The following is a 20,290-nucleotide window of genomic DNA, read 5'->3' on the forward strand; positions in this document are numbered from 1 at the left end:
CATAATTATAAAGAATTATTTAACATAGTTTTCTTTAAAAAAGGATAATATCAATATTAATAAGGAGGATATTTTAATGAAAGAATTATTTAAAAAAATATGTGATTCATTAAAAGCGGAAGAACCATTAGTTTGTGCAACTATATTTGGAAGTCTTGGTTCTTCTCCTCGTACCTCTGGAGCTAAGATGATAATATTTAAGGATAATAGTATCTTTGGTACCATTGGCGGAGGAAGATTAGAATCACAGGTTTTAAATAAAGCAATAGAAGTATTTAATAATAAGAAAAATGTTGCTATGCATTTTGATTTGAACGGATTAAAAGAAACAGATATGATATGCGGCGGAGAAGTAGAAGTTTTATTGGAATATCTATGTAGTGATGACATAGATATCTATAAAACTTCTCTTCAGTCAATAGAGGAAAATAAAAAAGCACAATTTATAACTATTTTGGATAAAAAAGATTTGTCTATTAAAAGGTATCTATGCACCTATTCAAATGATGGCGAGCCGAAGGGTATAGATACAGAACTTTACTGTAAGGTAAAAGAAAATTTGGGGAAAAAGCAGCTTAAAACTGTAGAAATAGATAACAGCATCTATATTATTGAGTCTATTTCAAGTAATGAAATTCTATATATTTTTGGAGCAGGACACATATCTGAAAAACTGGCAAAGCTAACTAAAATGGTGGATTTTAAAACAGTAGTAATAGATGATAGGGAGAACTTTGCAAATAGAGATAGATTTCCTTTTGTAGATGACATTAAGATAATAGATTCTTTTGATAAAGATTTTAACATTAAAATTGATGAAGACACCTATATTGTTGCAATAACAAGAGGGCACGCCTGTGATTTAAAGGTAATGAAACAGATATTAAAGTCGAAGGCTAAATATATAGGTATGATAGGAAGTAAGAGAAAGAAAGTAGAAATATGCTCAAAGCTTAAAGAATTTGGATACTATGAAGAAGATTTTTTGAGAATTCATTCCCCTGTAGGTATAGAAATTAATGCTGATACACCAGCGGAGATAGCAATTAGTATTGCGGCAGAGCTTATTAAAGTGAGGGGAGAAAAATGAAAGCTATAGATGTAAAAGAAGCTATAGGACTTCCTATATGTCATGATATTACACAAATTATTCCTGGAGAGTTTAAAGGAGTAGTTTTTAAGAGGGGACATATAATCGAGGAAAAGGATGTCAATGTATTGAAAACTATAGGTAAAGAACATTTTTACATAGATGACATACCAGAAGGGACTATTCATGAGAATGATTGTGCCATAAGAATTGCTAAAGCTATTTGTAATAATGAAGATTATAATATAAGTCATGTATCAGAGGGAAAAATAAATATATCTTCAAAAATAGATGGAGTTTTTAAAGTTGATATGAAAAAACTGTACACTCTTAACGAAATAGAACACATTACAATAACAACTATTAATAATAATACAGTGGTTTCAAAGAGAGAAAAAATTGTTTCAGAAAGAATAATTCCTTTATATACTAAGAAAGAAAATATAGAGAGGCTAGAAACACTGTGTGCTCATAGCAAAATATTTAAAGTAATGCCTTTTATAAAACAGAAGATATGTTTGATAATTACAGGTACTGAAATCTTTAATGGTACTATTAAGGATAAATTTTATGATACTTTAAGACCTAAATTTGAATATTATGGTTGTAAAATTATAAAAACAGTAAAGGTTCCGGATAATAAGCAGTTGATAAAGGAAGAAATAAGAAAAGCTATTAATGCAGGATCAGATATGATAGTTTGTACTGGTGGAATGTCTGTAGATGAAGATGATCTGACGCCTGTAGCCATAAAGGAAGAAGTAGAAAAACTAGTTGTGCACGGGGTACCGGTGCAGCCTGGAAATATGTTTTTGCTTGCCTATGAAAAAAATATACCTGTTATGGGTATTCCTACAGCAGCGATTTTTAATGAAAAAACTGTATTTGATATTGTTCTTCCACTTTTAGTATGCAGAGAAAAATTAAACAGAGAATTTTTTTTAAATTTAGCTGTAGGTGGGTTGATGTAATTTTATGAAAATAAAAAATGTTGATAATTATTATATTATCATTAAAATAAATAAAAAATATTAATTTGATTATGAATTTTAAGATTTATTGACTTTTTAGAAAAAATAAAATATAATTAACCGTATATGATTAAGATATAACTAGGAATTTATGTATGTAAATTTTTAAAATGGGGCGTTTATATCTTATTTTTTTCTTTTTTAAAATAAAAATTACTTTATTTTTTCACATATAATATTAAAATATTTTATCAGAAAAATCATTTATTAATAAATCTTTAAACGCTGATTTTTCTTATATTTAAAGGATGTGCTAAAAGATGTATATGAATGTAGAATGCTTCTATGATGATATTGAAGATAAATGGAATTTGCATTCGAATATTCTTAAGGATTATATACTAGTGAATATAAGTGTAGGACTTACAAGAAACAAAGAAATGAGAAATGATATAGAAAGATTGTACAAGGCTGATAAATTAAAATACTATGATGCTTATAGAAATTCTACATGTATTGATCATGTTATAATGTGCCAGGGTTCATTAGAACAGGAAATTCATGCCAGGAGAATGCTGGGAATACTTTTGGTTGCAGAAAAAGACAAAAGTTTAAGAAATGAAATTATTAAATTATTTCGCAAGCATTATTATTTAATTTATCGTGCTGTAAAAAAGTGCAGTAATAAAGAACTGATAACAAAATATTTGGGTATGGATATAGTTGACATATCCACGGAAAAAAGACTTGATGGTGCAGTATACTTATATTTTGTTATGTACTGTTATACAAAAAAAATAGATTATAATCACATATCCTTTATTGTTAATGATATAAAAAATTATTCTCTTTATAGTCCTATGACAACAGATATAGATAAAGAGGTGGAAGATAATTATAGAGAAGTACAGAGTATTAAGTCTCTGGTAAAAGAAACATATGGTGAGTTTTTAAACTATAATGATATTTTGCATTCTGAAAATGATGATGTGATGGACATAGATGGAATAATAGAAAATATTTTTATGATAAATAAAATTGATATTACTCAGTTTTTTGATAAGTCCCAAGATTTAAATATTGATAATATAATTTTGGCCTGCATAAAGGGCAATAATAAAAAATTAAAGCTTAAGGATATAATTCAAGCTGTTATTAATGGTATTTATGTACAATCTTTTATTAATGAATATAAAAAATCCAGAGACATTTATTTTAAAAATAGTCAGGAAACCTTATATTTTAAATTAGACTCTTTAGAAAAAAAGGTTAATAGTCTTGAAAGTGAAAATAAAGAGATGGAAATGGAAATAAAATCTCTTAGAAATGAAAAAGCAGTATTTGATAAAACATTAAATGGTGAAATAAATAAATTAAATAAAAGTCATAATTCTGAAATATTTGAAATTAAGAAAGATATCAGAATTCTTGAAGATCAATTGGATAGAGAAAGAAAATACAGATATGAATTAAATAATTTAAGAGAATACATGTTTCAGGTGAAAAATGAATATATTCCTATTAAGTCTGATAAAAACTTGGATCATTATATTCAGAATAAAAATATTTTAATAATAGGTGGAAGTAAATATTGGAGAATGAGATTTAAAGAAAAATACAATGAAATACGTACATTAAATGGATTTAATGAAAATTTTGATACAAGTATTTTAAAAAATGTGGATTATGTATTTTTCTATACAGGGCTTATGAGCCACTCTACATATAATAAAGCTATGAAAGTGATAAGAATAAATCAAATTAAGTTTGGATATATTGGAAAAACAAACATAGACCTTGTGGAAGAGGAAATTATTGAAGAATTAAAAAAATGTGACATAGGGGGGAAGGCAAATTTATCAGATTAAGGCGTCTAAGAATAAATAATAAGTCAAAGCTAGCATACTGGTTATTTATTTCTTTGAAGATGACTAAAACAATTGCTGATAAATTGAAATATTTATGGAGATAGCTGTATTTGTAAATGATAATGGTAAAACAATATCTTTTAATGAAAGTGGCATAATAAATGTATATTCAAAAGAAGAAGAATGGCAGATTACAAAAAAAATTCCATTTGATATTACTAATATAATTGATAAAGATATAATATGTGAAAAAATGAGAGATATGGCTGAATCCTTGGATAAATGCAAGGTCATAATAGCATCAGAAGTTAAAGGTGTTTTTTATACAGTTTTGGATTGTATGGAATTTGATATCTGGACTATAGATGGAATGCCAGAGGAATTTTTAGAATATGTGTTTAGAAGAGAGCAGGAAGAGAAAATTGAAAAAATTAGTAGGGAAGAGGCACCGGTACCTATAGAAAAAGGACAACCTAAACATTATTATATTGATTTAAGAACAGTTATGGAGGGTAATGAGAAGGTTAGTTCTAAACAGGTACTTTTACCATTCTTTCAAAATGTTAAATTTGAGGAACTGGAGATTTATTGTACCCATGTTCCAAGATGGTTTGAAGATAAATTTAAAAATTTGAATTTGGGATTTTTTGCTGAGTCTATAAGTTCAAAATTGGTGAAAATAAAAGTCTATCATAAATAAGTCTATTTTAAGAAGTCTATTTTAAGGGGCTGTCTCACAATACATATCTATGTATTGTGAGACAGCTCTTTGATTATTCTACTATTTATTATCAGATGTCTAAATTATCAATGAATCTTACTTGGTGGGAGTTTGTACTCCCACCAAGTTTAGATGAATTATCCAAAGATGTGTCGCTGTTATCGTATAAAAATTATTTCAATATAGTTTTAATAAGTAAAAGTATTTAAGAAGTTCTTAGCGGCAGGTGAAAGATAGCCGTCTTTCATCCATATGGCAGCTATTTGAGTTGTTAGGGATTTGTCATCAATTTCTTTATAAAGTAAATCTGAGGAACCTATCAGTTTAAGAGAAGATTTTGGAACTATGGCTATTCCAAGACCTGCATTTGCCCATAGCAAGGATGTTCTTGCATCTTCATTTTTGCAGAAAACCTTTGGCTGAAAGCCAGAATTTTCACAGGCTTCAGATATAATTTTTTCAAATCGTCTATAAAAAATCAAAGGCCTATCCTTTAGGACTTCCATTTTAATAATTTTATCATTATTCCAGTTTAAATTTTCAACCATAGCAGCTATCATAGGCTCTTTAGGTAAATAAATGTGATTTATGCCTGCTGTACTAAAAGGTGTTCTGACGATTGCAATTTCAATTATACCTCTATTTAATATTTCCATTAGTTTATAGGTATTCCCCTCATATATTTCAAAATTTACGGAAGGATATTTATTATGAAATTCATTTAATCTATTAGTCAGTAATGAAGAACCGGAAGAGGAAACTGTTCCTATAGATAAAGTCCCCTGAAGGCCTTCGTTGAAATCTTTAAGTTCAGCTATGGCGATTTTCGTTAAATTCAATATTTGTTTGGCACGATTATAAAGCATAAGTCCTGCAGCAGTTAATTTAATATTTCGGCTTCCTCTTTCCACAAGCTTTACACCTAATTCATTTTCAAGATTTTTTAATTGATAACTTAAAGGCGGCTGTGCCATATGAAGTTTTTTTGCAGCATTAGTTATCTGACCTTCCTCTACTATTGTGTAAAAATATTTTAATTGTTTGATATCTATAATAATCACTTCCCATATAGAAATTGTATATGACAGATACATATTATGTATTTTTTATATATGTTTATGTTTGATATAATGATAAAAGAAATATAAAAAATATTCAAGCCATCTGAAAATAATAAGTGAAAGATGTGATGTATATTTTACATCTAAGGGGGTTACACTTTGTTTAAACTATTGAGATTTGCTAAACCATATAAAAAACAAATTATTTTAGGACCAATATTTAAATTGTTAGAAGCCATACTTGAAATATTAATGCCTACAATAATGGTTCTAATTGTAGATAAAGGTATAAAAATTAGAAGTATACCTTATATACTTGAAATAGGTGGACTAATGATTGTCATAGCTACATTAGGGGTTACGTCTGCTTTTACTTGTCAATATTTTGCCTCTATAGCATCTCAGGGCTTTGGAACAATTTTAAGAGAAAAATTATTTAATAAGATAGGCACTTTATCCTATAGTGAAATTGACGAATTTGGTACATCTTCTTTAATAAACCGTGTTACAAATGACATAAATCAGCTGCAACTAGCACTAGCAATGTTTATGCGGCTTGCCATAAGAGTGCCATTTTTATGTCTTGGTGGAATTATAATGGCAATGCTTTTAGATATAAAGCTCTCATCCATAATGTATTTATCCATGCCTATAATTGCCTTTGCCATATACATGGTAATGAGCAGGTCTCTTCCTATCTATAAAACAGTTCAAATAAAATTAGATAAATTGGCATTAATATTAAGAGAAAATCTATCAGGAATAAGAGTTATAAGAGCATTTTCAAAAATGGATTATGAAAAAATAAGATTTAAAAATGCCAATAAAGATCAGACGGATACATCCATTAGGGTTGGTAAGATATCAGCTTTGATGAATCCCGCCACAAGTATAATAATGAATTTTTCAGTTCTATTTATATTGTGGTTTGGAGGTATTAGGGTAAATAATGGGTTTGTTACAAGAGGAAAGATTATTGCATACATAAATTATACCACTTTGGTACTATCAGCTCTCATCATTGTTGCCAATCTCATTGTATTGTTTACAAAAGCAGCTGCAAGTGCTGCCCGGGTAAATGAAATTTTTGATACAAATCCAAGTATAGAATATAAGGATAAGCTGTCAGTAGATAAATTATCAAATAAAAATAGAAGTTTAATAAAATTTGAAAATGTATCTTTTGCATATAAAAATTCTAAAAAAAATTCTATAAGCAATATTTCCTTTGATATAGAAAAAGGTGAGACTGTTGGAATAATAGGGGGTACCGGTTCAGGTAAAACAACCCTTATAAATTTAATTCCGCGACTTTATGATGCTTCTGAAGGGAAAGTTTTTATTGATGGAATTGATGTCACAGAATATCCTAAAGAAGAAATTGGAAATAAAATAGGCTTGGTGCCTCAAAAAGCAGCTTTATTCTCAGGATCAATTTTGGAAAATATAAAATGGGGAAAAGAAGATGCTAGTACAGGGGAGATTAAAAAAGTAGCTGAGATTAGTAAGGCAGCGGAATTTATTGAAAAATTTCCATTAAGGTACGAAACAAATGTATCACAGGGAGGAGTGAATCTTTCGGGAGGACAAAAACAAAGACTCACTATAGCAAGAGCCCTTGTGCGTAAACCAGAAATATTGATTATGGATGACAGTCTAAGTGCTTTGGATTATGCCACTGATGCAGCACTTAGAAGTGATCTTAGGAAAAATACAGAGGGAATGACTGTTATTATGGTAAGTCAAAGAATAAGTACAATAAAGGCAGCAGATAAGATAATAGTTTTAGATAATGGATTGGTTTCTGGAGTTGGAAATCATGAGGATTTAATGAAAAATTGCAGTGTATATAGGGAAATTTATAATTCTCAGCTTTCAAAGGGGAGTGATACAGATGAACAGTAATTTAGTAAGATTATTTAAATACATTGCAAAGTATAAAGTATATATGTTTATGGCCCTTATATGTGCACTTATCAGTAATGTTTTAATAGCTTTTATTCCTTTTATTGTAGGAAAGGGAATAAATAATATTATAGGAAAAGGAAGTGTAGATTTTAGTAATCTTTTAAAAGTTATAATTATTTTAGGTATAGTATATATAATCAGTGCCTTATTTACATGGATATTTACGATTATAGCTAATATTGTGGCTTTTAATACTGTTAGGGATATAAGAAACCAGGCCTTTAGTAAAATTGGTACGCTGCCACTTAAATATTTTGATGGAAATGCACACGGAGATATAATGAGCAGACTTACCAATGATATAGATTCTATTTCAGATGGTCTATTTCAAGGAATAACTCAATTTTATCCTGGAATTATAACTATAACAAGCTCAATTATATTGATGCTGGCATTAAGTGTAAAAATAACTATAATAATTATAGTTATGACACCTTTGTGTTTTTTAGTAGCTTCATTTATTACTGGGAGAACAAATAAAATGTTTAAAGAACAGCAAAAAACTGTTGGAGAATTAAATGGCTATATTGAAGAGATTATTGGAAATCAAAAGGTAGTTAAGGCCTTCGGTTATGAAAAGAGATCAGAGAAAAAATTTAATGAGATTAATAAAAGGCTTTATAAATGCGGTCAACAAGCACAGTTTTATTCATCCTTAACAAATCCAGGAACCAGATATGTAAATAATATTACATATGCTTTAGTTGGAATAGTGGGGGGCTTGCTATCGGTTTTAAGCGGTCTTAGTGTAGGTACAATTTCAAGCTTTTTAACTTATTCCACACAATTTTCACAGCCAATAAACAATGTGACCAGTGTGGCAACACAGCTTCAGGCGGCTCTTGCCTCCTGTGAAAGAGTATTCTCTGTAATAGATGAAATGCCTGAAGTATCCGATGCAGAAAATACTAAGGAAATTACAAAGTGTAATGGAAATATAAGCTTTGACAATGTATCATTTTCATATACTAGTGAAGTTCCATTGATTAATGATTTTAGTGCAGGAATAAAAGAAGGAAGTACTATTGCCATAGTTGGGCCTACAGGTGCAGGGAAAACTACTATGGTAAATTTACTTATGAGATTTTATGATATAAATAAGGGTAAAATATTTATTGATGGAACTGATATATATGAAATTAAAAGAGATAATCTTAGAAGTTTATTCGGAATGGTGCTTCAAGATACCTGGCTATTTGAAGGTACCATAAGGGACAATATTGCCTATGGAAAGGAAAATGCAACTCAAAGCGAAATTGAAGCTGCAGCAAAAGCTGCCTATATTGATAGCTTCATTGAAAAACTTCCAGAAGGTTATGATACTATTATTACAGAATCTGGGTCAAATCTTTCAGAAGGACAAAAGCAGCTGTTAACTATAGCCAGAGTAATGATTATAGATCCTCCAATGCTTATACTTGATGAGGCAACCAGCAGTGTTGATACCAGAACAGAATTAAAAATACAAAGCGCCTTTCTTTCCATGATGAAAGGACGAACAAGTTTTGTCATAGCTCATAGGCTTTCTACTATTCGTGATGCAGATGTAATTTTAGTAATGAATAATGGAGAAATTATTGAAAGGGGAAATCATGAAGAATTATTAGAAAGAGGAGGCTTTTATGCTAAACTCTATGAAAGTCAGTTTAAAAATGCTGAGGAGGCAATTTAAAAATTTTTGATTTGATGTTTTCTTATCATATTTTAAGTATAAATAGATGAAATGATATTTTTATCATTGGTTTTGTTATAAATGAATCTTACTTAGTGAGAGTTTGTACTCCCACTAAGTTTAGATAAATTATACAAGGGCGTGCTGATGTTATTGTGTATTTAATTGTAGACAAAATAAAATTTGTCTATAATTTATGTTAATTAAGTAAAAACTAATTTCAAATCTATTATAAGATCTTCAAAAATACTTACTTTTATTTCATCAATTTCCGTATATATTTCAGGTCTGCCGTACCGTTTATTTTTTTGTAATGTAAATATACTTAGGAACTTACCTTCAGGCTCTATTATCCAATATTCCTTTACTCCAGCCTTTTCATATTTATTAAATTTTAGAACTTTATCATTTCTTATAGTAGATGGTGAACACACTTCAATAATTAGGTCTGGAACTCCAAAGTATCCTGTACCCTTTAATCCACTTTTATCACATATAACTAAAAGATCTGGCTGTACCACATTCTGCGATTTGTCTTCTTTAATTCCGTCCTCTGGTATTATTAAGTCAAAGGGTGCTGTAAAAGCTCTACAGGATTTACCTATTAAATAGTTTCCAAATTGTCTAGCTAATTCAAAAGTAATTGCTTGATGCTGCCAGGAGGGCGCTGCTTGCATATAGGGCACTCCTTCAATTAACTCCCATCTTTCATTCTCCGGGTAATTTAGATAATCTGAATAGTTGTATTTCTTATGTTCCTGTGGTAATGGCATATAATTCACCTCTCTTTAATATTGATATGATATATTTATTATATATCATAGGTAAGTTTTCGTGAACTATACATTTGAAGGTTTATAGATAGAACTCTTAGTTTAATTAAATTGATTTTATATTACATGGATTGTATTATTTAACTATAATGATATATTTATAACTTAATAATTCTTTAAAAATGGGGATTAATAAAATAAAGAAAAGAGACAATTTAATTATTTTTTTAATTAATATGATAAATTGATATTAGGAGGAAACAATATGGAATTCACTCATATAAATGATGAAGGAAGAGCTAAAATGGTAGATGTAGGAGCAAAAGCTGAAACGGAAAGAGAAGCTGTAGTTAAAGGTTCTATTTACATGAAAAGAGAAACTCTTGAGAAAATAAAAGAAGGTACTATAAAGAAAGGGGATGTACTGGCAGTAGCTCAGGTAGCAGGAATAATGGCTGCTAAATCTACCTCCAGCATTATTCCTATGTGCCATCCTATATTTATAACAGGCTGCGATATAAGCTTTAATCTAGATTTTGAAGAGAATAAGGTGGACATTACTTGTTCTACAAAAACGGTAGGCAAAACAGGAGTTGAAATGGAGGCCCTCACAGCAGTATCTGCTGCTGCACTTACTATATATGATATGTGTAAGGCAATAGACAGGGGCATGGTAATTAAAGATATAAGGCTTATGGAAAAGAGCGGTGGAAAGTCTGGAGTATATATTAGAGAAGAGTAATAATATCGATTTTTTAAAACATAGTATTATCAAAATGATATGAAATTATCAAAATGACAAGAAGATATTATTTTATTTATAATATCAAAATGTTATTAAAACAAATAAATATTTGATGAAATGATAAAATACTTCTGCCTTAATTATCTGGCATGGACTTTGCTACATATATATATAAAGATAATATTAATGAAGCTTGTTCATATATGTATAAGGACTATTTTTAATATTGAGCTCATAGGAATTAGGCATATGAAAATAAATAGTAAGTCAAAGATGCGACGGATATTTTTAATCATACAAGGAAACGGGTTCCGAGGATAGTGAGCTATCTGAGGGCTCTGTTGACGTAGTAGGATTCAAAACAGACTAGCATACTGACTAGTTATTTATTTGAATATGCCTTATCTAGAAAAGTGTAGCTGGGCGCATTCTTTTACTGAGTGTGATTTACAGCTGGTTATCAGATAAAAAAGGGGTTGTAAGATTATGACGAATAATAATGAAATAGGCTGGATATCCAATCCGATAGCTAGAGAAGCAGAGGGAAATAAATTTTCTACAGCATTTTTATCAAGAGATGTAGTTAATGGAGTGAGAAACTTTCATAAGACGTTACCTGATTATGAAAGAACGCCGCTTCATATACTTAAAAAATTAGCTTCACATTTAGGTGTAGATGAAATAATGGTAAAAGATGAATCCTATAGATTTGGGCTTAATGCCTTTAAGGTTTTAGGAGGATCTTATGCACTTGGAAATTATATATGTAATAAAATAGGGGAAGATATAGATAAAGTATCCTTTGAAAAACTTATATCTAAAGAAGTAAAAGACAAAATAGGAGATATAACCTTTGTTACAGCTACAGATGGTAATCACGGAAGAGGAGTAGCCTGGATGGCAAATAAACTTGGACAAAAATCCGTTGTATTTATGCCAAAGGGTTCATCAAATATAAGACTTGAGAACATAAGAGCAGAAGGTGCAGAAGCAAGTATAACAGATTTAAATTATGATGATGCTGTGAGGCTGGCAAATAAATATGCAGAAGAAAATAATGGCGTTATGGTACAGGATACAGCTTGGGAAGGCTACGAAGAGATACCCAACTGGATTATGCAGGGTTATACTACTTTAATAGATGAAGCTGTTGAGCAGATAATGGAAATGGGCAAAGAAATGCCAACTCATGTATTTTTGCAGGCAGGAGTAGGTTCTTTTGCAGGTGCCATTGAAGGATATTTAGCAGAAAAGTTTAAAGGGGAAAGACCTATAACAACAGTGGTAGAGCCAAATGAAGCAGCTTGCATATATAAATCTGCACTTATGAAGGATGGGGATCCTCATGCAGTAACAGGGGATATGCCTACTATAATGGCAGGACTTGCCTGTGGAGAGCCTAATATAAATGGCTGGAAGATACTAAGGGATTATGCAGATATGTATATTTCATGCCCTGATAATGTAAGTGCCAGGGGAATGAGAATACTGGGAAATCCACTAAAGGGAGATCCTAAAATTGTATCCGGAGAATCAGGAGCAGTTGGATTGGGGATAGTAAGCTTAATACTTGAGGACAGTTCTTTAAAGGAAATAGCAGAGAATTTAAAATTAGATGAAAAATCAAGAATACTTGTTATAAGTACAGAAGGAGATACAGATCCTGAAAATTATAGAAGAATAACTTGGGATGGATTGTATCAAAATAAATAAAAAAACTCCATGAGTATATAAAGAAGGTGATTATATGTATACATTTATACTCAATAATATAGAGGTCAAAGTTAATGAGGACATAAATTTATTAGAATATTTAAGAGAGCAGGAAGATTTAACTTCTGTTAAAAATGGCTGCTCGGAAGGTGCCTGTGGAGCTTGTATGGTGCTTGTGGATAATAGACCTATGAGAGCGTGCATATTATCAGTATCAAAGGTTCAAGGTAAAGAAGTACTAATGGTAGAAGGATTGTCTCAAAGAGAAAAGGATGTATTTGCCTATTCCTTTGCTGAGGCAGGTGCAGTGCAATGCGGATTTTGTATACCTGGTATGGTAATAAGTGCAAAGGCCTTAATAGATAAAAATAATAATCCCACTACTGAAGATGTTAAAGCAGCTATTAGAGGTAATATATGCAGATGCACTGGATATGTAAAAATAGAAAAGGCAATACTTATGGCAGCAGAATTTTTAAGAGAAAATATATCACTTCCTATAGAAGATGAAGATGGAAAAGTTGGGGAAAGATTTCATAGAGTAGATGCTATTAGAAAAACTTTGGGAACTGCTAAATATGTAGATGACATTAAACTCCCTGGAATGATTTATGGATCAGCTCTTAGAACAAAATATCCTAGAGCTCTAATTAAAAGTATAAATGTAGCAAAGGCATTAAGTTACCCAGGAGTAGAAGCAGTACTCACTGCAGAGGATATTCCTGGAGAAAGATATCTGGGACATATAGTTAAGGATTGGCCAGCTCTTATTGCAGTAGGGGAGGAAACTAGATATATTGGAGATGCTATTGCATTAGTTGCAGCAGTATCAAAGAAAATTCTAAAAGAAGCCTTAGCACTTATTGAAGTTGAATATGAAGAATTGGAACCAATTACAAGTCCAGAGGAAGGCTTAAAGGAAGGTGCTCCTAAGATCCATCCTAAAGGAAACATATTGGTAAAAGAGGTTTTAAAGCGAGGAAATGCCCAGGAAGCTATTAAAAATTCAAAATATGTGGTAACATATAAGTATTCCACTCCCTTTACTGAGCATGCATTTTTAGAACCAGAGTGTGCTATAGGCATGCCTGAAGGTGACGGTGTGCTGCTTTATACTGGTGGTCAAAGTGTATATGATGAAAAACATGAAATAACAGCACTTTTAGGACTTCCGGAAGATAAGGTAAGAGTAAAAAGTGCATATGTAGGCGGTGGATTTGGTGGAAAAGAGGATATGAGCGTTCAGCATCATGCGGCATTGCTTGCCTATAAAACCAAAAAACCTGTTAAAGTCATACTGTCACGTAAGGAAAGTATAGCTATTCATCCTAAAAGACATGCCATGGAAATGGAATTTACTACAGCCTGTGATGAAAATGGTATACTTACAGGAATGAAGGCTACATTGATATCAGATTCAGGAGCTTATGCATCTTTAGGTGGACCTGTACTTCAAAGAGCTTGTACTCATGCCGCAGGACCCTATAATTATCAAAATATAGATATAGTGGGTAAGTCTGTGTATACAAATAATCCTCCAGGGGGAGCCTTTAGGGGTTTTGGCGTCACTCAGTCAGCATTTGCCACAGAATGTAATTTAAATAAATTAGCTGAAATGGTGGGCATATCTCCTTGGGAAATTAGGTATATTAATGCTATTGAAGAGGGACAGGAACTACCTAATGGACAGATTGCAGATGCCAGTACCGCGCTAAAGGAAACCCTTATGGCATTAAAGGATGAGTATTTATTTCATGAGGCTAAAAAGGATGAATATGTAGGTATAGCCTGTGCACTTAAAAATAGCGGCGTAGGTGTTGGAATCCCAGATATAGGAAGATGCAAGCTTACTATAATTAATGGTAAGGTACATATTAGAACCAGTGCTGCATGTATAGGTCAGGGGCTTGGAACTATTGTCACTCAGATTTTCTGCGAAACTACAGGAATAGATCCAAAGCTCACAGTATTAGATCAGCCAGATACTCTTATAACTCCTAATGCAGGTACTACTACAGCTTCAAGACAAACTGTATTTACAGGAGAAGCAGTTAGAGTGGTATCGGAAAAGCTGAAAAAAACTCTAGCCACTAAGACTCTTGAGGAATTAGAGGGGGAAGATTTCTATGGTGAGTATTCCTTTGCTACAGATCCTATGGGGTCCGATAAACCCAACCCTGTAAGTCATGTTGCCTATGGCTATGCTGCTCAAATGGTGGTACTTGATGAAAAGGGCTTAATAAAGAAATTTATAGCGGCACATGACGTAGGCAGAGCAATTAATCCCACAACGGTAGAAGGTCAGATTGAAGGTGGAGTTGTAATGGGGCTTGGCTACGCACTTACAGAGGACTATCCGCTAAAAAATTCCATACCTACTGCTAAATTTGGAACGTTAGGCCTTTTTAGAGCTACTAGTGTTCCTGAAATAGATACTGTAATAGTAGAGAAGAATAAAGCGCAGCTGGCATATGGAGCAAAAGGTGTAGGGGAAATAGTGGTGGTGCCCACAGCACCGGCAGTTCAGGGAGCCTACTATAAATTAGATGGCATTTTCAGAACAAAATTGCCGTTAGAAGATACAGCTTACCGTAAGAGCAAGAAATAATTGAAGGTAAATTATTGTGTAGATTAAAATCTATGCCTAAATACAAAAATCAATTTATTATTATGAAAATAGTAAATTACAAATTAGATTATCTAAGAATATGCCCTTTTAGCTTTATTTATAGGAATATAAGCTTTAAGGCTGCTTATTAAGATATAAATAAAATTACATGGAGGAATAGAAAATGAGTAAAGAAATAATCGCAACTAAAAATGCTCCAGGAGCAATCGGACCTTATTCACAAGCTAATAAGGTGGGTAATCTTGTTTTTACTTCAGGTCAGATACCACTGGATCCAGCAACAGGAAAACTTGTAGATGAGGATATAAAGAAAGCAGCAACTCAAGTTTTTGAAAACTTAAAAGCTATTTTAGAAGAAGCCGGTTCTTCTTTAGACAAAGTAGTAAAGACAGTAGTTTATTTAAAGGATATAAATGATTTTGCAGCAGTAAATGAAGTTTATGCTACTTATTTTACATCTAATTATCCAGCTAGATCTTGCTTTCAGGTAGGTAAATTACCTTTGGATGCAAAATTAGAAGTTGAAGCTATTGCTGAAGTGTAATTTGTGAAATAAAACTTTTAAGGATAACTTGTTGATTTAAGATCAGCAAGTTATTTGCTTAAGTAGAAACTTATTAAATAGAGGTTTTATGAACATAAAAACGATTTATGAGAGATATAATGGAATTTTATAAATAAAAAAAAGGATTCATTACAGTAAAATTTTTATGAATCTGATAATTTTTTTAGGGCACTAATAGCAATATCTACTTCTTCTGAAGTATTAAAATATGAAAAGCTGAACCTGACAGCACCTTGATTTTCTGTACCTAAAGCTTTGTGCATTAAAGGAGCACAGTGAGCACCAGCTCTGGTGGCTATATCGTAGGTATCTGCTAATTCTTGGCTTATGTCTTTAGAGTCATAAGAATCTATGTTAAGAGAAACAATAGGAGATCTTAGTGTGGTAGAAAAATCACCGTAGATTTTAATCCTCGGGATATCTTTAATTCCATTATAAAATTGCCACATAAGCTTTAGTTCATGATCTCTTATTTTATCTATACCGGTATCTTCAATGAATTCAATGCCTGCTAAAAGTCCGGCAATACCATGAACGTTAATGGTTCCTGCTTCTAAGGCATCAGGCATGGTGTTTGGATGCTGCTGTGAAAAGGAAAAGCTGCCACTTCCACCTGTTTTTAAGGGAACTATATTTACGGTATCATTTATGCAAATTCCACCAGTTCCCTGGGGACCATAAAGAGATTTATGCCCTGTAAAGCAGAGTATATCAATGTAGTCAGCTTTCATATCAATTGGGAAAACACCAGCAGTTTGAGAAGCATCTAATATGAATAACAGATTGTGATCTTTGCATATTTTGCCTAATTTTTTAATATCTATTAGGTTGCCTGTTAAATTCGAAGCGTGAGTACAGATTATGGCTTTAGTGTTTTCCTTTATTCCATTTTCTAATTCATAGTAATCTAATAAGCCTTTTTTATCACACTTTATAATAGAAATCTGAACACCATTTTTTCTAATTTCGTAAATAGGTCTTAGTACAGAATTGTGTTCCATTGCTGTAGTTATTATGTGATCATTTGCCTTAAAGGAACCTTTTATGGCAATATTTAAGCTTTCCGTGGCATTTGAAGTAAAGGCAACATTTAATGGGTTATCTAGGTTGAATAATTTTGCAATTTTTTCTCTTGCAGTATAAACTTTTCTTGAAGCATCTAGAGATAGTTTGTAGCTGCCCCTTGATGGATTCCCAAGGGTATTTATAGCATTAAACACTGCTTTTGCAACTTGTGGTGGTTTTGGAAAACTTGTAGCTGCATTATCAAAGTAAATCATTAGTTAGTCCTCCTTTGCAATTATTATATCATGCTTTTAAAATCATTGCATAAATGGATGATACCTTAATTTTATCCGATGACTAGTCGCTGGATAATTCATCTAAACTTGATGGGAGTTTGTACTCCAATCAAGTTTAGATGAATTGATAGTATACAGGTTGAAATTAAAAATGTTCATTCAATAATAAATAACATTTAGATAGTAGTCAGTTACTCAAATGAAATAATACTTTATTATGAACGCAATTTATTGCAACATATATAATTAATTATGGGAGTAATTTTTATCGATGTTTTACTGGATTAATGATGAATTTAAGTTTAAAATGGAATTTTGATAGATATAATTATTTCAATGCTTAGTGTCTAAAAAATTAGTTAAATGTTCTATAATGTTATATTAGCCAAGTTAAAATTAAGAATTATGGAGGAGATAAAAATGAGCATAAATAGTTTTGTAAAAACTCATGGATTGGGAAATGAATATATTGTTTTGGATGAGGAAAATATAAATTTTAAATTAACAGAAAAGGCAATTAAAAGGATATGTAATGTAAACTTTGGAATAGGTTCAGATGGAATCTTATTAAAGGTTAAATCTACAAAAGCAGATTTTGGACTTAAAATTTTTAATCCAGACGGATCGGAAGCAGAAAAAAGTGGAAATGGTCTAAGAATATTTTGTAAATATATTTATGACTATGGTTTTGCCAACAGTGAGGAATTTTCTGTTGAAACCAAGGGAGGATTAGTTAAGGCAAAGATTATTGAAACTTCAAATAAAAAAGCAAAATTAATTTCAGTGGATATGGGAAGAGCAAATTTTAATTCAAAAGAAATTCCTACAAATTTTTCTACTGATGAAGTAATAGGAGAAAAATTAAAAGTTGAAGATAAAGAGTATGAAATAAATTGTGTCTCTATGGGGAATCCTCACTGCGTAGTTTTAAAAGATGAATTAAGCATTGATGAAATAAAAAAATATGGCACACTTATAGAAAATCACAGTGAATTTCCCAATAGAACTAATGTGCAATTTGCAAAGGTCATATCAAGAAGTGAGGCAGAAATATTAATATGGGAAAGGGGTGCCGGCTTTACTTTAGCATCAGGAAGTTCATCCTGCGCAGTAGCAAGTGTTTTAAGAAAGAGAAATTTAGTTGATAGTAATATTAAAATAAAAATGCTTGGTGGAGAATTACTTATAGAAATAGATGACAATTGGAATATAAAAATGACTGGTGAAGTTAGACAAATAGCAGAGGGAGTTTTGAGTAGTGAACTTATAGAAGATTTAAATAAGGCATAAGAAAATAAATAATAGATCAAAGATGTGAAGTATATTTTAAATTAAACAAGGAAACAGGTTCTGATGATAGTGGGCTATCAGAGGGTTCTGTTGACGCAGTAGAATTTAAAATATACTAGCATACTGGCCTATTTATTTTTTGAATATGACTAAGTAAATTTAAGCTAATATTATATTTTAGAAATCAGGTGATGTAGTATGGGAGCAAATAATTCTGAATTTTCCTGTGGAGGAGGCTGCAGCGCCAAATTGGGCCCAGGATTTTTACAAAAGGTACTTAAAAAAATTCCCAATAGATTTGATGAAAATTTAATAATAGGTTTTGACAGTTGTGATGATGCAGCAGTTTATAAACTTACGGAAGATATAGCCATAATACAGACTTTAGATTTTTTTACACCTATAGTAGAAGATCCCTATACCTTTGGAAAAATTGCTGCAGCTAATGCTCTTAGCGATATCTATGCTATGGGCGGTGAAGTGAAAACAGCTCTTAATATCGTTTGTTTTCCAGAAAAGCTTCAAGGAGAAATACTTGCAGAAATATTAAGGGGCGGAGCAGAGAAAGTTCAGGAAGCAGGAGGAATAGTCTGTGGAGGACATTCCATAAATGACGATCAGCCTAAATATGGATTATCTGTTACGGGAATAATTAACCCTAAAAAGGTATTACCAAATAATAAATGTAACATAGGAGATAAAATTATACTTACAAAACCTCTTGGAATAGGTATAATAACTACGGCAAACAAGGTTGGAGAAGCCAGTAAAGCCGCCTATGAAAAAGCCATAAAATCTATGGAAACTTTAAATAAATATGCTGTAGAGAAAGCTAAAAAATATAATATAAGTGCATGCACAGACGTAACTGGCTTTGGATTTTTAGGACATTTAAATGAAATGGTAACTGAAGGGTATACTATTTCTGTAGCTGCAAATAAGATTCCCTATATAGAAGAAGCTTATGGATATGCAAAGGAATTTTTTATAACCGCAGCAGGACAAAAAAATAGAAATCATTTAAAGGATAAAGTAAAACTTGAAAATATAGAATTTGCCATGGAGGAAATATTATTTGATCCACAAACCTCTGGTGGTCTTTTAATAAGCGTAAACAGTTCGCAGGCAGAAGCATTATTAAAGGATTTAAATGAGCTTCAGTTAAGATCAGAGATTGTAGGGGAAGTAGTAACTAGAGAAGATGTAAATATAGTAGTTAGAAATCAGACAAATTAAAGTGAAATAAGAAAATAGAAGGAGGTTAGGTGCATATGATAAAGATAGATGCAAGGGGAGAAGTTTGTCCTATACCAATTATAAAGGCAAAGAAGGAACTTAAGAACATTAAAGATAATGGAACAGTCTTAGTTGTAGTGGACAATGAAATAGCTAAGGAAAATTTAGAAAAAATGGCCAAAGAACTTGGTTATAAATATAGCAGTGAAACTATAAATAAAGAACATTACGAAGTGAAAATTGTAAAAGGTGAAGGTACAGAAAAAATTTCTGAGAATTTAAAAAATCAGAATGAAACAGAGAATGATAACGAAATAAGAAAATACCCTAAAAGCAATAATACAATAGTAGTAATTTCTTCTAATGCCATGGGAAATGGCAATGAAGAACTTGGTAAAATACTTATTAAGGGATTTATATATGCCTTAACAGAAATAGAAGAATTACCTGCTTCTATTATATTCTATAATGGTGGGGCAAAGCTTACCATAAAAGAATCCCCAGTAATAGAGGACCTACAAAAGCTTGAGCAACTGGGAGTAGAAATATTAACCTGTGGAACCTGTCTTGATTATTACGACATAAAAGAGTCTTTAGCTGTGGGAGCAATAACAAATATGTATAGCATTGTGGAAAAAATGAACGCGGCTCATAAGATTATTAAACCTTAGGTTTATTATAGGTAGT

The 20,290-nt window shown here is 31.4% G+C and carries 16 protein-coding genes; 13 read left to right on the forward strand and 3 right to left on the reverse strand.

Translation table 11 applies throughout. The features are described from left to right. The first annotated feature begins 76 nt into the window (after positions 1-76). The 4 genes from CLOPA_RS01910 (at position 77) to CLOPA_RS01925 (ending at position 4,629) form a co-directional block, all read left to right on the forward strand. The gene (locus tag CLOPA_RS01910) at positions 77-1,090 is read left to right on the forward strand and encodes an XdhC family aldehyde oxidoreductase maturation factor (protein WP_015613784.1); all 1,014 of its coding nucleotides are present in this window, start codon (positions 77-79) and stop codon (positions 1,088-1,090) included. Continuing rightward, on the forward strand, positions 1,087-2,061 hold the full coding sequence (locus CLOPA_RS01915) for a molybdopterin-binding protein (RefSeq protein WP_015613785.1): 975 nt from the start codon (positions 1,087-1,089) through the stop codon (positions 2,059-2,061). The genes CLOPA_RS01910 and CLOPA_RS01915 overlap by 4 nt, the downstream gene beginning before the upstream one ends. Positions 2,062-2,381: 320 nt before the next feature. Next, positions 2,382-3,929, forward strand: coding sequence for a hypothetical protein (locus CLOPA_RS01920; RefSeq protein WP_015613786.1), 1,548 nt, complete (start codon positions 2,382-2,384; stop codon positions 3,927-3,929). 94 nt (positions 3,930-4,023) lie between these two features. After that, complete coding sequence (locus CLOPA_RS01925) at positions 4,024-4,629, forward strand: Fe-only nitrogenase accessory AnfO family protein (protein ID WP_015613787.1); 606 nt, start codon at positions 4,024-4,026, stop codon at positions 4,627-4,629. 209 nt (positions 4,630-4,838) lie between these two features. On the opposite strand, the gene CLOPA_RS01930 is transcribed toward CLOPA_RS01925, so the two are convergent. Beyond that, a complete protein-coding gene (locus CLOPA_RS01930; protein WP_041711141.1) occupies positions 4,839-5,702 on the reverse strand; it encodes a LysR family transcriptional regulator in 864 nt (287 codons plus the stop codon). A 168-nt stretch (positions 5,703-5,870) separates the two neighbouring features. On the opposite strand from CLOPA_RS01930, the gene CLOPA_RS01935 reads away from it, so the two are divergent. Beyond that, positions 5,871-7,616 carry an ABC transporter ATP-binding protein gene (locus CLOPA_RS01935; protein WP_015613789.1) on the forward strand — a complete coding sequence of 582 codons (1,746 nt, stop codon included), beginning with the start codon at positions 5,871-5,873 and terminating at the stop codon, positions 7,614-7,616. Then, a complete protein-coding gene (locus CLOPA_RS01940) occupies positions 7,606-9,351 on the forward strand; it encodes an ABC transporter ATP-binding protein (protein ID WP_015613790.1) in 1,746 nt (581 codons plus the stop codon). The genes CLOPA_RS01935 and CLOPA_RS01940 overlap by 11 nt, the downstream gene beginning before the upstream one ends. A 203-nt stretch (positions 9,352-9,554) precedes the next feature. On the opposite strand, the gene CLOPA_RS01945 is transcribed toward CLOPA_RS01940, so the two are convergent. Further along, positions 9,555-10,124, reverse strand: a complete 570-nt coding sequence (locus CLOPA_RS01945; protein WP_015613791.1) for a Uma2 family endonuclease — start codon at positions 10,122-10,124, stop codon at positions 9,555-9,557. Between the two features lie 265 nt (positions 10,125-10,389). On the opposite strand from CLOPA_RS01945, the gene moaC reads away from it, so the two are divergent. The 4 genes from moaC (at position 10,390) to CLOPA_RS01965 (ending at position 15,755) form a co-directional block, all read left to right on the forward strand. Then, complete coding sequence (moaC, locus tag CLOPA_RS01950) at positions 10,390-10,866, forward strand: cyclic pyranopterin monophosphate synthase MoaC (RefSeq protein WP_015613792.1); 477 nt, start codon at positions 10,390-10,392, stop codon at positions 10,864-10,866. 489 nt (positions 10,867-11,355) lie between these two features. Further along, positions 11,356-12,582 carry a diaminopropionate ammonia-lyase gene (gene dpaL / locus CLOPA_RS01955; RefSeq protein WP_015613793.1) on the forward strand — a complete coding sequence of 409 codons (1,227 nt, stop codon included), beginning with the start codon at positions 11,356-11,358 and terminating at the stop codon, positions 12,580-12,582. 34 nt (positions 12,583-12,616) lie between these two features. After that, positions 12,617-15,190, forward strand: a complete 2,574-nt coding sequence (gene xdh, locus CLOPA_RS01960; RefSeq protein WP_015613794.1) for a selenium-dependent xanthine dehydrogenase — start codon at positions 12,617-12,619, stop codon at positions 15,188-15,190. Positions 15,191-15,374: 184 nt separating this feature from the next. Then, the gene (locus CLOPA_RS01965; RefSeq protein WP_015613795.1) at positions 15,375-15,755 is read left to right on the forward strand and encodes a RidA family protein; all 381 of its coding nucleotides are present in this window, start codon (positions 15,375-15,377) and stop codon (positions 15,753-15,755) included. 164 nt (positions 15,756-15,919) lie between these two features. Here the strand turns inward: CLOPA_RS01965 and CLOPA_RS01970 are convergent, their stop codons facing one another. Further along, the gene (locus CLOPA_RS01970) at positions 15,920-17,056 is read right to left on the reverse strand and encodes an aminotransferase class V-fold PLP-dependent enzyme (protein ID WP_015613796.1); all 1,137 of its coding nucleotides are present in this window, start codon (positions 17,054-17,056) and stop codon (positions 15,920-15,922) included. A gap of 441 nt (positions 17,057-17,497) precedes the next feature. Between CLOPA_RS01970 and dapF the strand changes: the two genes are divergently transcribed. The 3 genes from dapF (at position 17,498) to yedF (ending at position 20,274) form a co-directional block, all read left to right on the forward strand. Beyond that, positions 17,498-18,367, forward strand: a complete 870-nt coding sequence (gene dapF / locus CLOPA_RS01975; protein WP_015613797.1) for a diaminopimelate epimerase — start codon at positions 17,498-17,500, stop codon at positions 18,365-18,367. A 198-nt stretch (positions 18,368-18,565) separates the two neighbouring features. Beyond that, positions 18,566-19,603, forward strand: coding sequence for a selenide, water dikinase SelD (selD, locus tag CLOPA_RS01980; protein ID WP_015613798.1), 1,038 nt, complete (start codon positions 18,566-18,568; stop codon positions 19,601-19,603). Positions 19,604-19,638: 35 nt separating this feature from the next. After that, complete coding sequence (gene yedF / locus CLOPA_RS01985) at positions 19,639-20,274, forward strand: sulfurtransferase-like selenium metabolism protein YedF (RefSeq protein ID WP_015613799.1); 636 nt, start codon at positions 19,639-19,641, stop codon at positions 20,272-20,274. The last annotated feature ends 16 nt before the right edge of the window (positions 20,275-20,290 follow it).

This window comes from Clostridium pasteurianum BC1 (assembly GCF_000389635.1).
Classification (GTDB): domain Bacteria; phylum Bacillota; class Clostridia; order Clostridiales; family Clostridiaceae; genus Clostridium_I; species Clostridium_I pasteurianum_A.

Coding starts and splice junctions, on each gene's coding strand:
- CLOPA_RS01910 (WP_015613784.1), top strand. CDS start 77: ATGAAAGAATTATTTAAAAAAATATGTGATTCATTAAAAGCGGAAGAA.
- CLOPA_RS01915 (WP_015613785.1), top strand. CDS start 1,087: ATGAAAGCTATAGATGTAAAAGAAGCTATAGGACTTCCTATATGTCAT.
- CLOPA_RS01920 (WP_015613786.1), top strand. CDS start 2,382: ATGTATATGAATGTAGAATGCTTCTATGATGATATTGAAGATAAATGG.
- CLOPA_RS01925 (WP_015613787.1), top strand. CDS start 4,024: ATGGAGATAGCTGTATTTGTAAATGATAATGGTAAAACAATATCTTTT.
- CLOPA_RS01940 (WP_015613790.1), top strand. CDS start 7,606: ATGAACAGTAATTTAGTAAGATTATTTAAATACATTGCAAAGTATAAA.
- CLOPA_RS01945 (WP_015613791.1), bottom strand. CDS start 10,124: ATGCCATTACCACAGGAACATAAGAAATACAACTATTCAGATTATCTA.
- moaC (WP_015613792.1), top strand. CDS start 10,390: ATGGAATTCACTCATATAAATGATGAAGGAAGAGCTAAAATGGTAGAT.
- dpaL (WP_015613793.1), top strand. CDS start 11,356: ATGACGAATAATAATGAAATAGGCTGGATATCCAATCCGATAGCTAGA.
- xdh (WP_015613794.1), top strand. CDS start 12,617: ATGTATACATTTATACTCAATAATATAGAGGTCAAAGTTAATGAGGAC.
- CLOPA_RS01965 (WP_015613795.1), top strand. CDS start 15,375: ATGAGTAAAGAAATAATCGCAACTAAAAATGCTCCAGGAGCAATCGGA.
- CLOPA_RS01970 (WP_015613796.1), bottom strand. CDS start 17,056: ATGATTTACTTTGATAATGCAGCTACAAGTTTTCCAAAACCACCACAA.
- dapF (WP_015613797.1), top strand. CDS start 17,498: ATGAGCATAAATAGTTTTGTAAAAACTCATGGATTGGGAAATGAATAT.
- selD (WP_015613798.1), top strand. CDS start 18,566: ATGGGAGCAAATAATTCTGAATTTTCCTGTGGAGGAGGCTGCAGCGCC.
- yedF (WP_015613799.1), top strand. CDS start 19,639: ATGATAAAGATAGATGCAAGGGGAGAAGTTTGTCCTATACCAATTATA.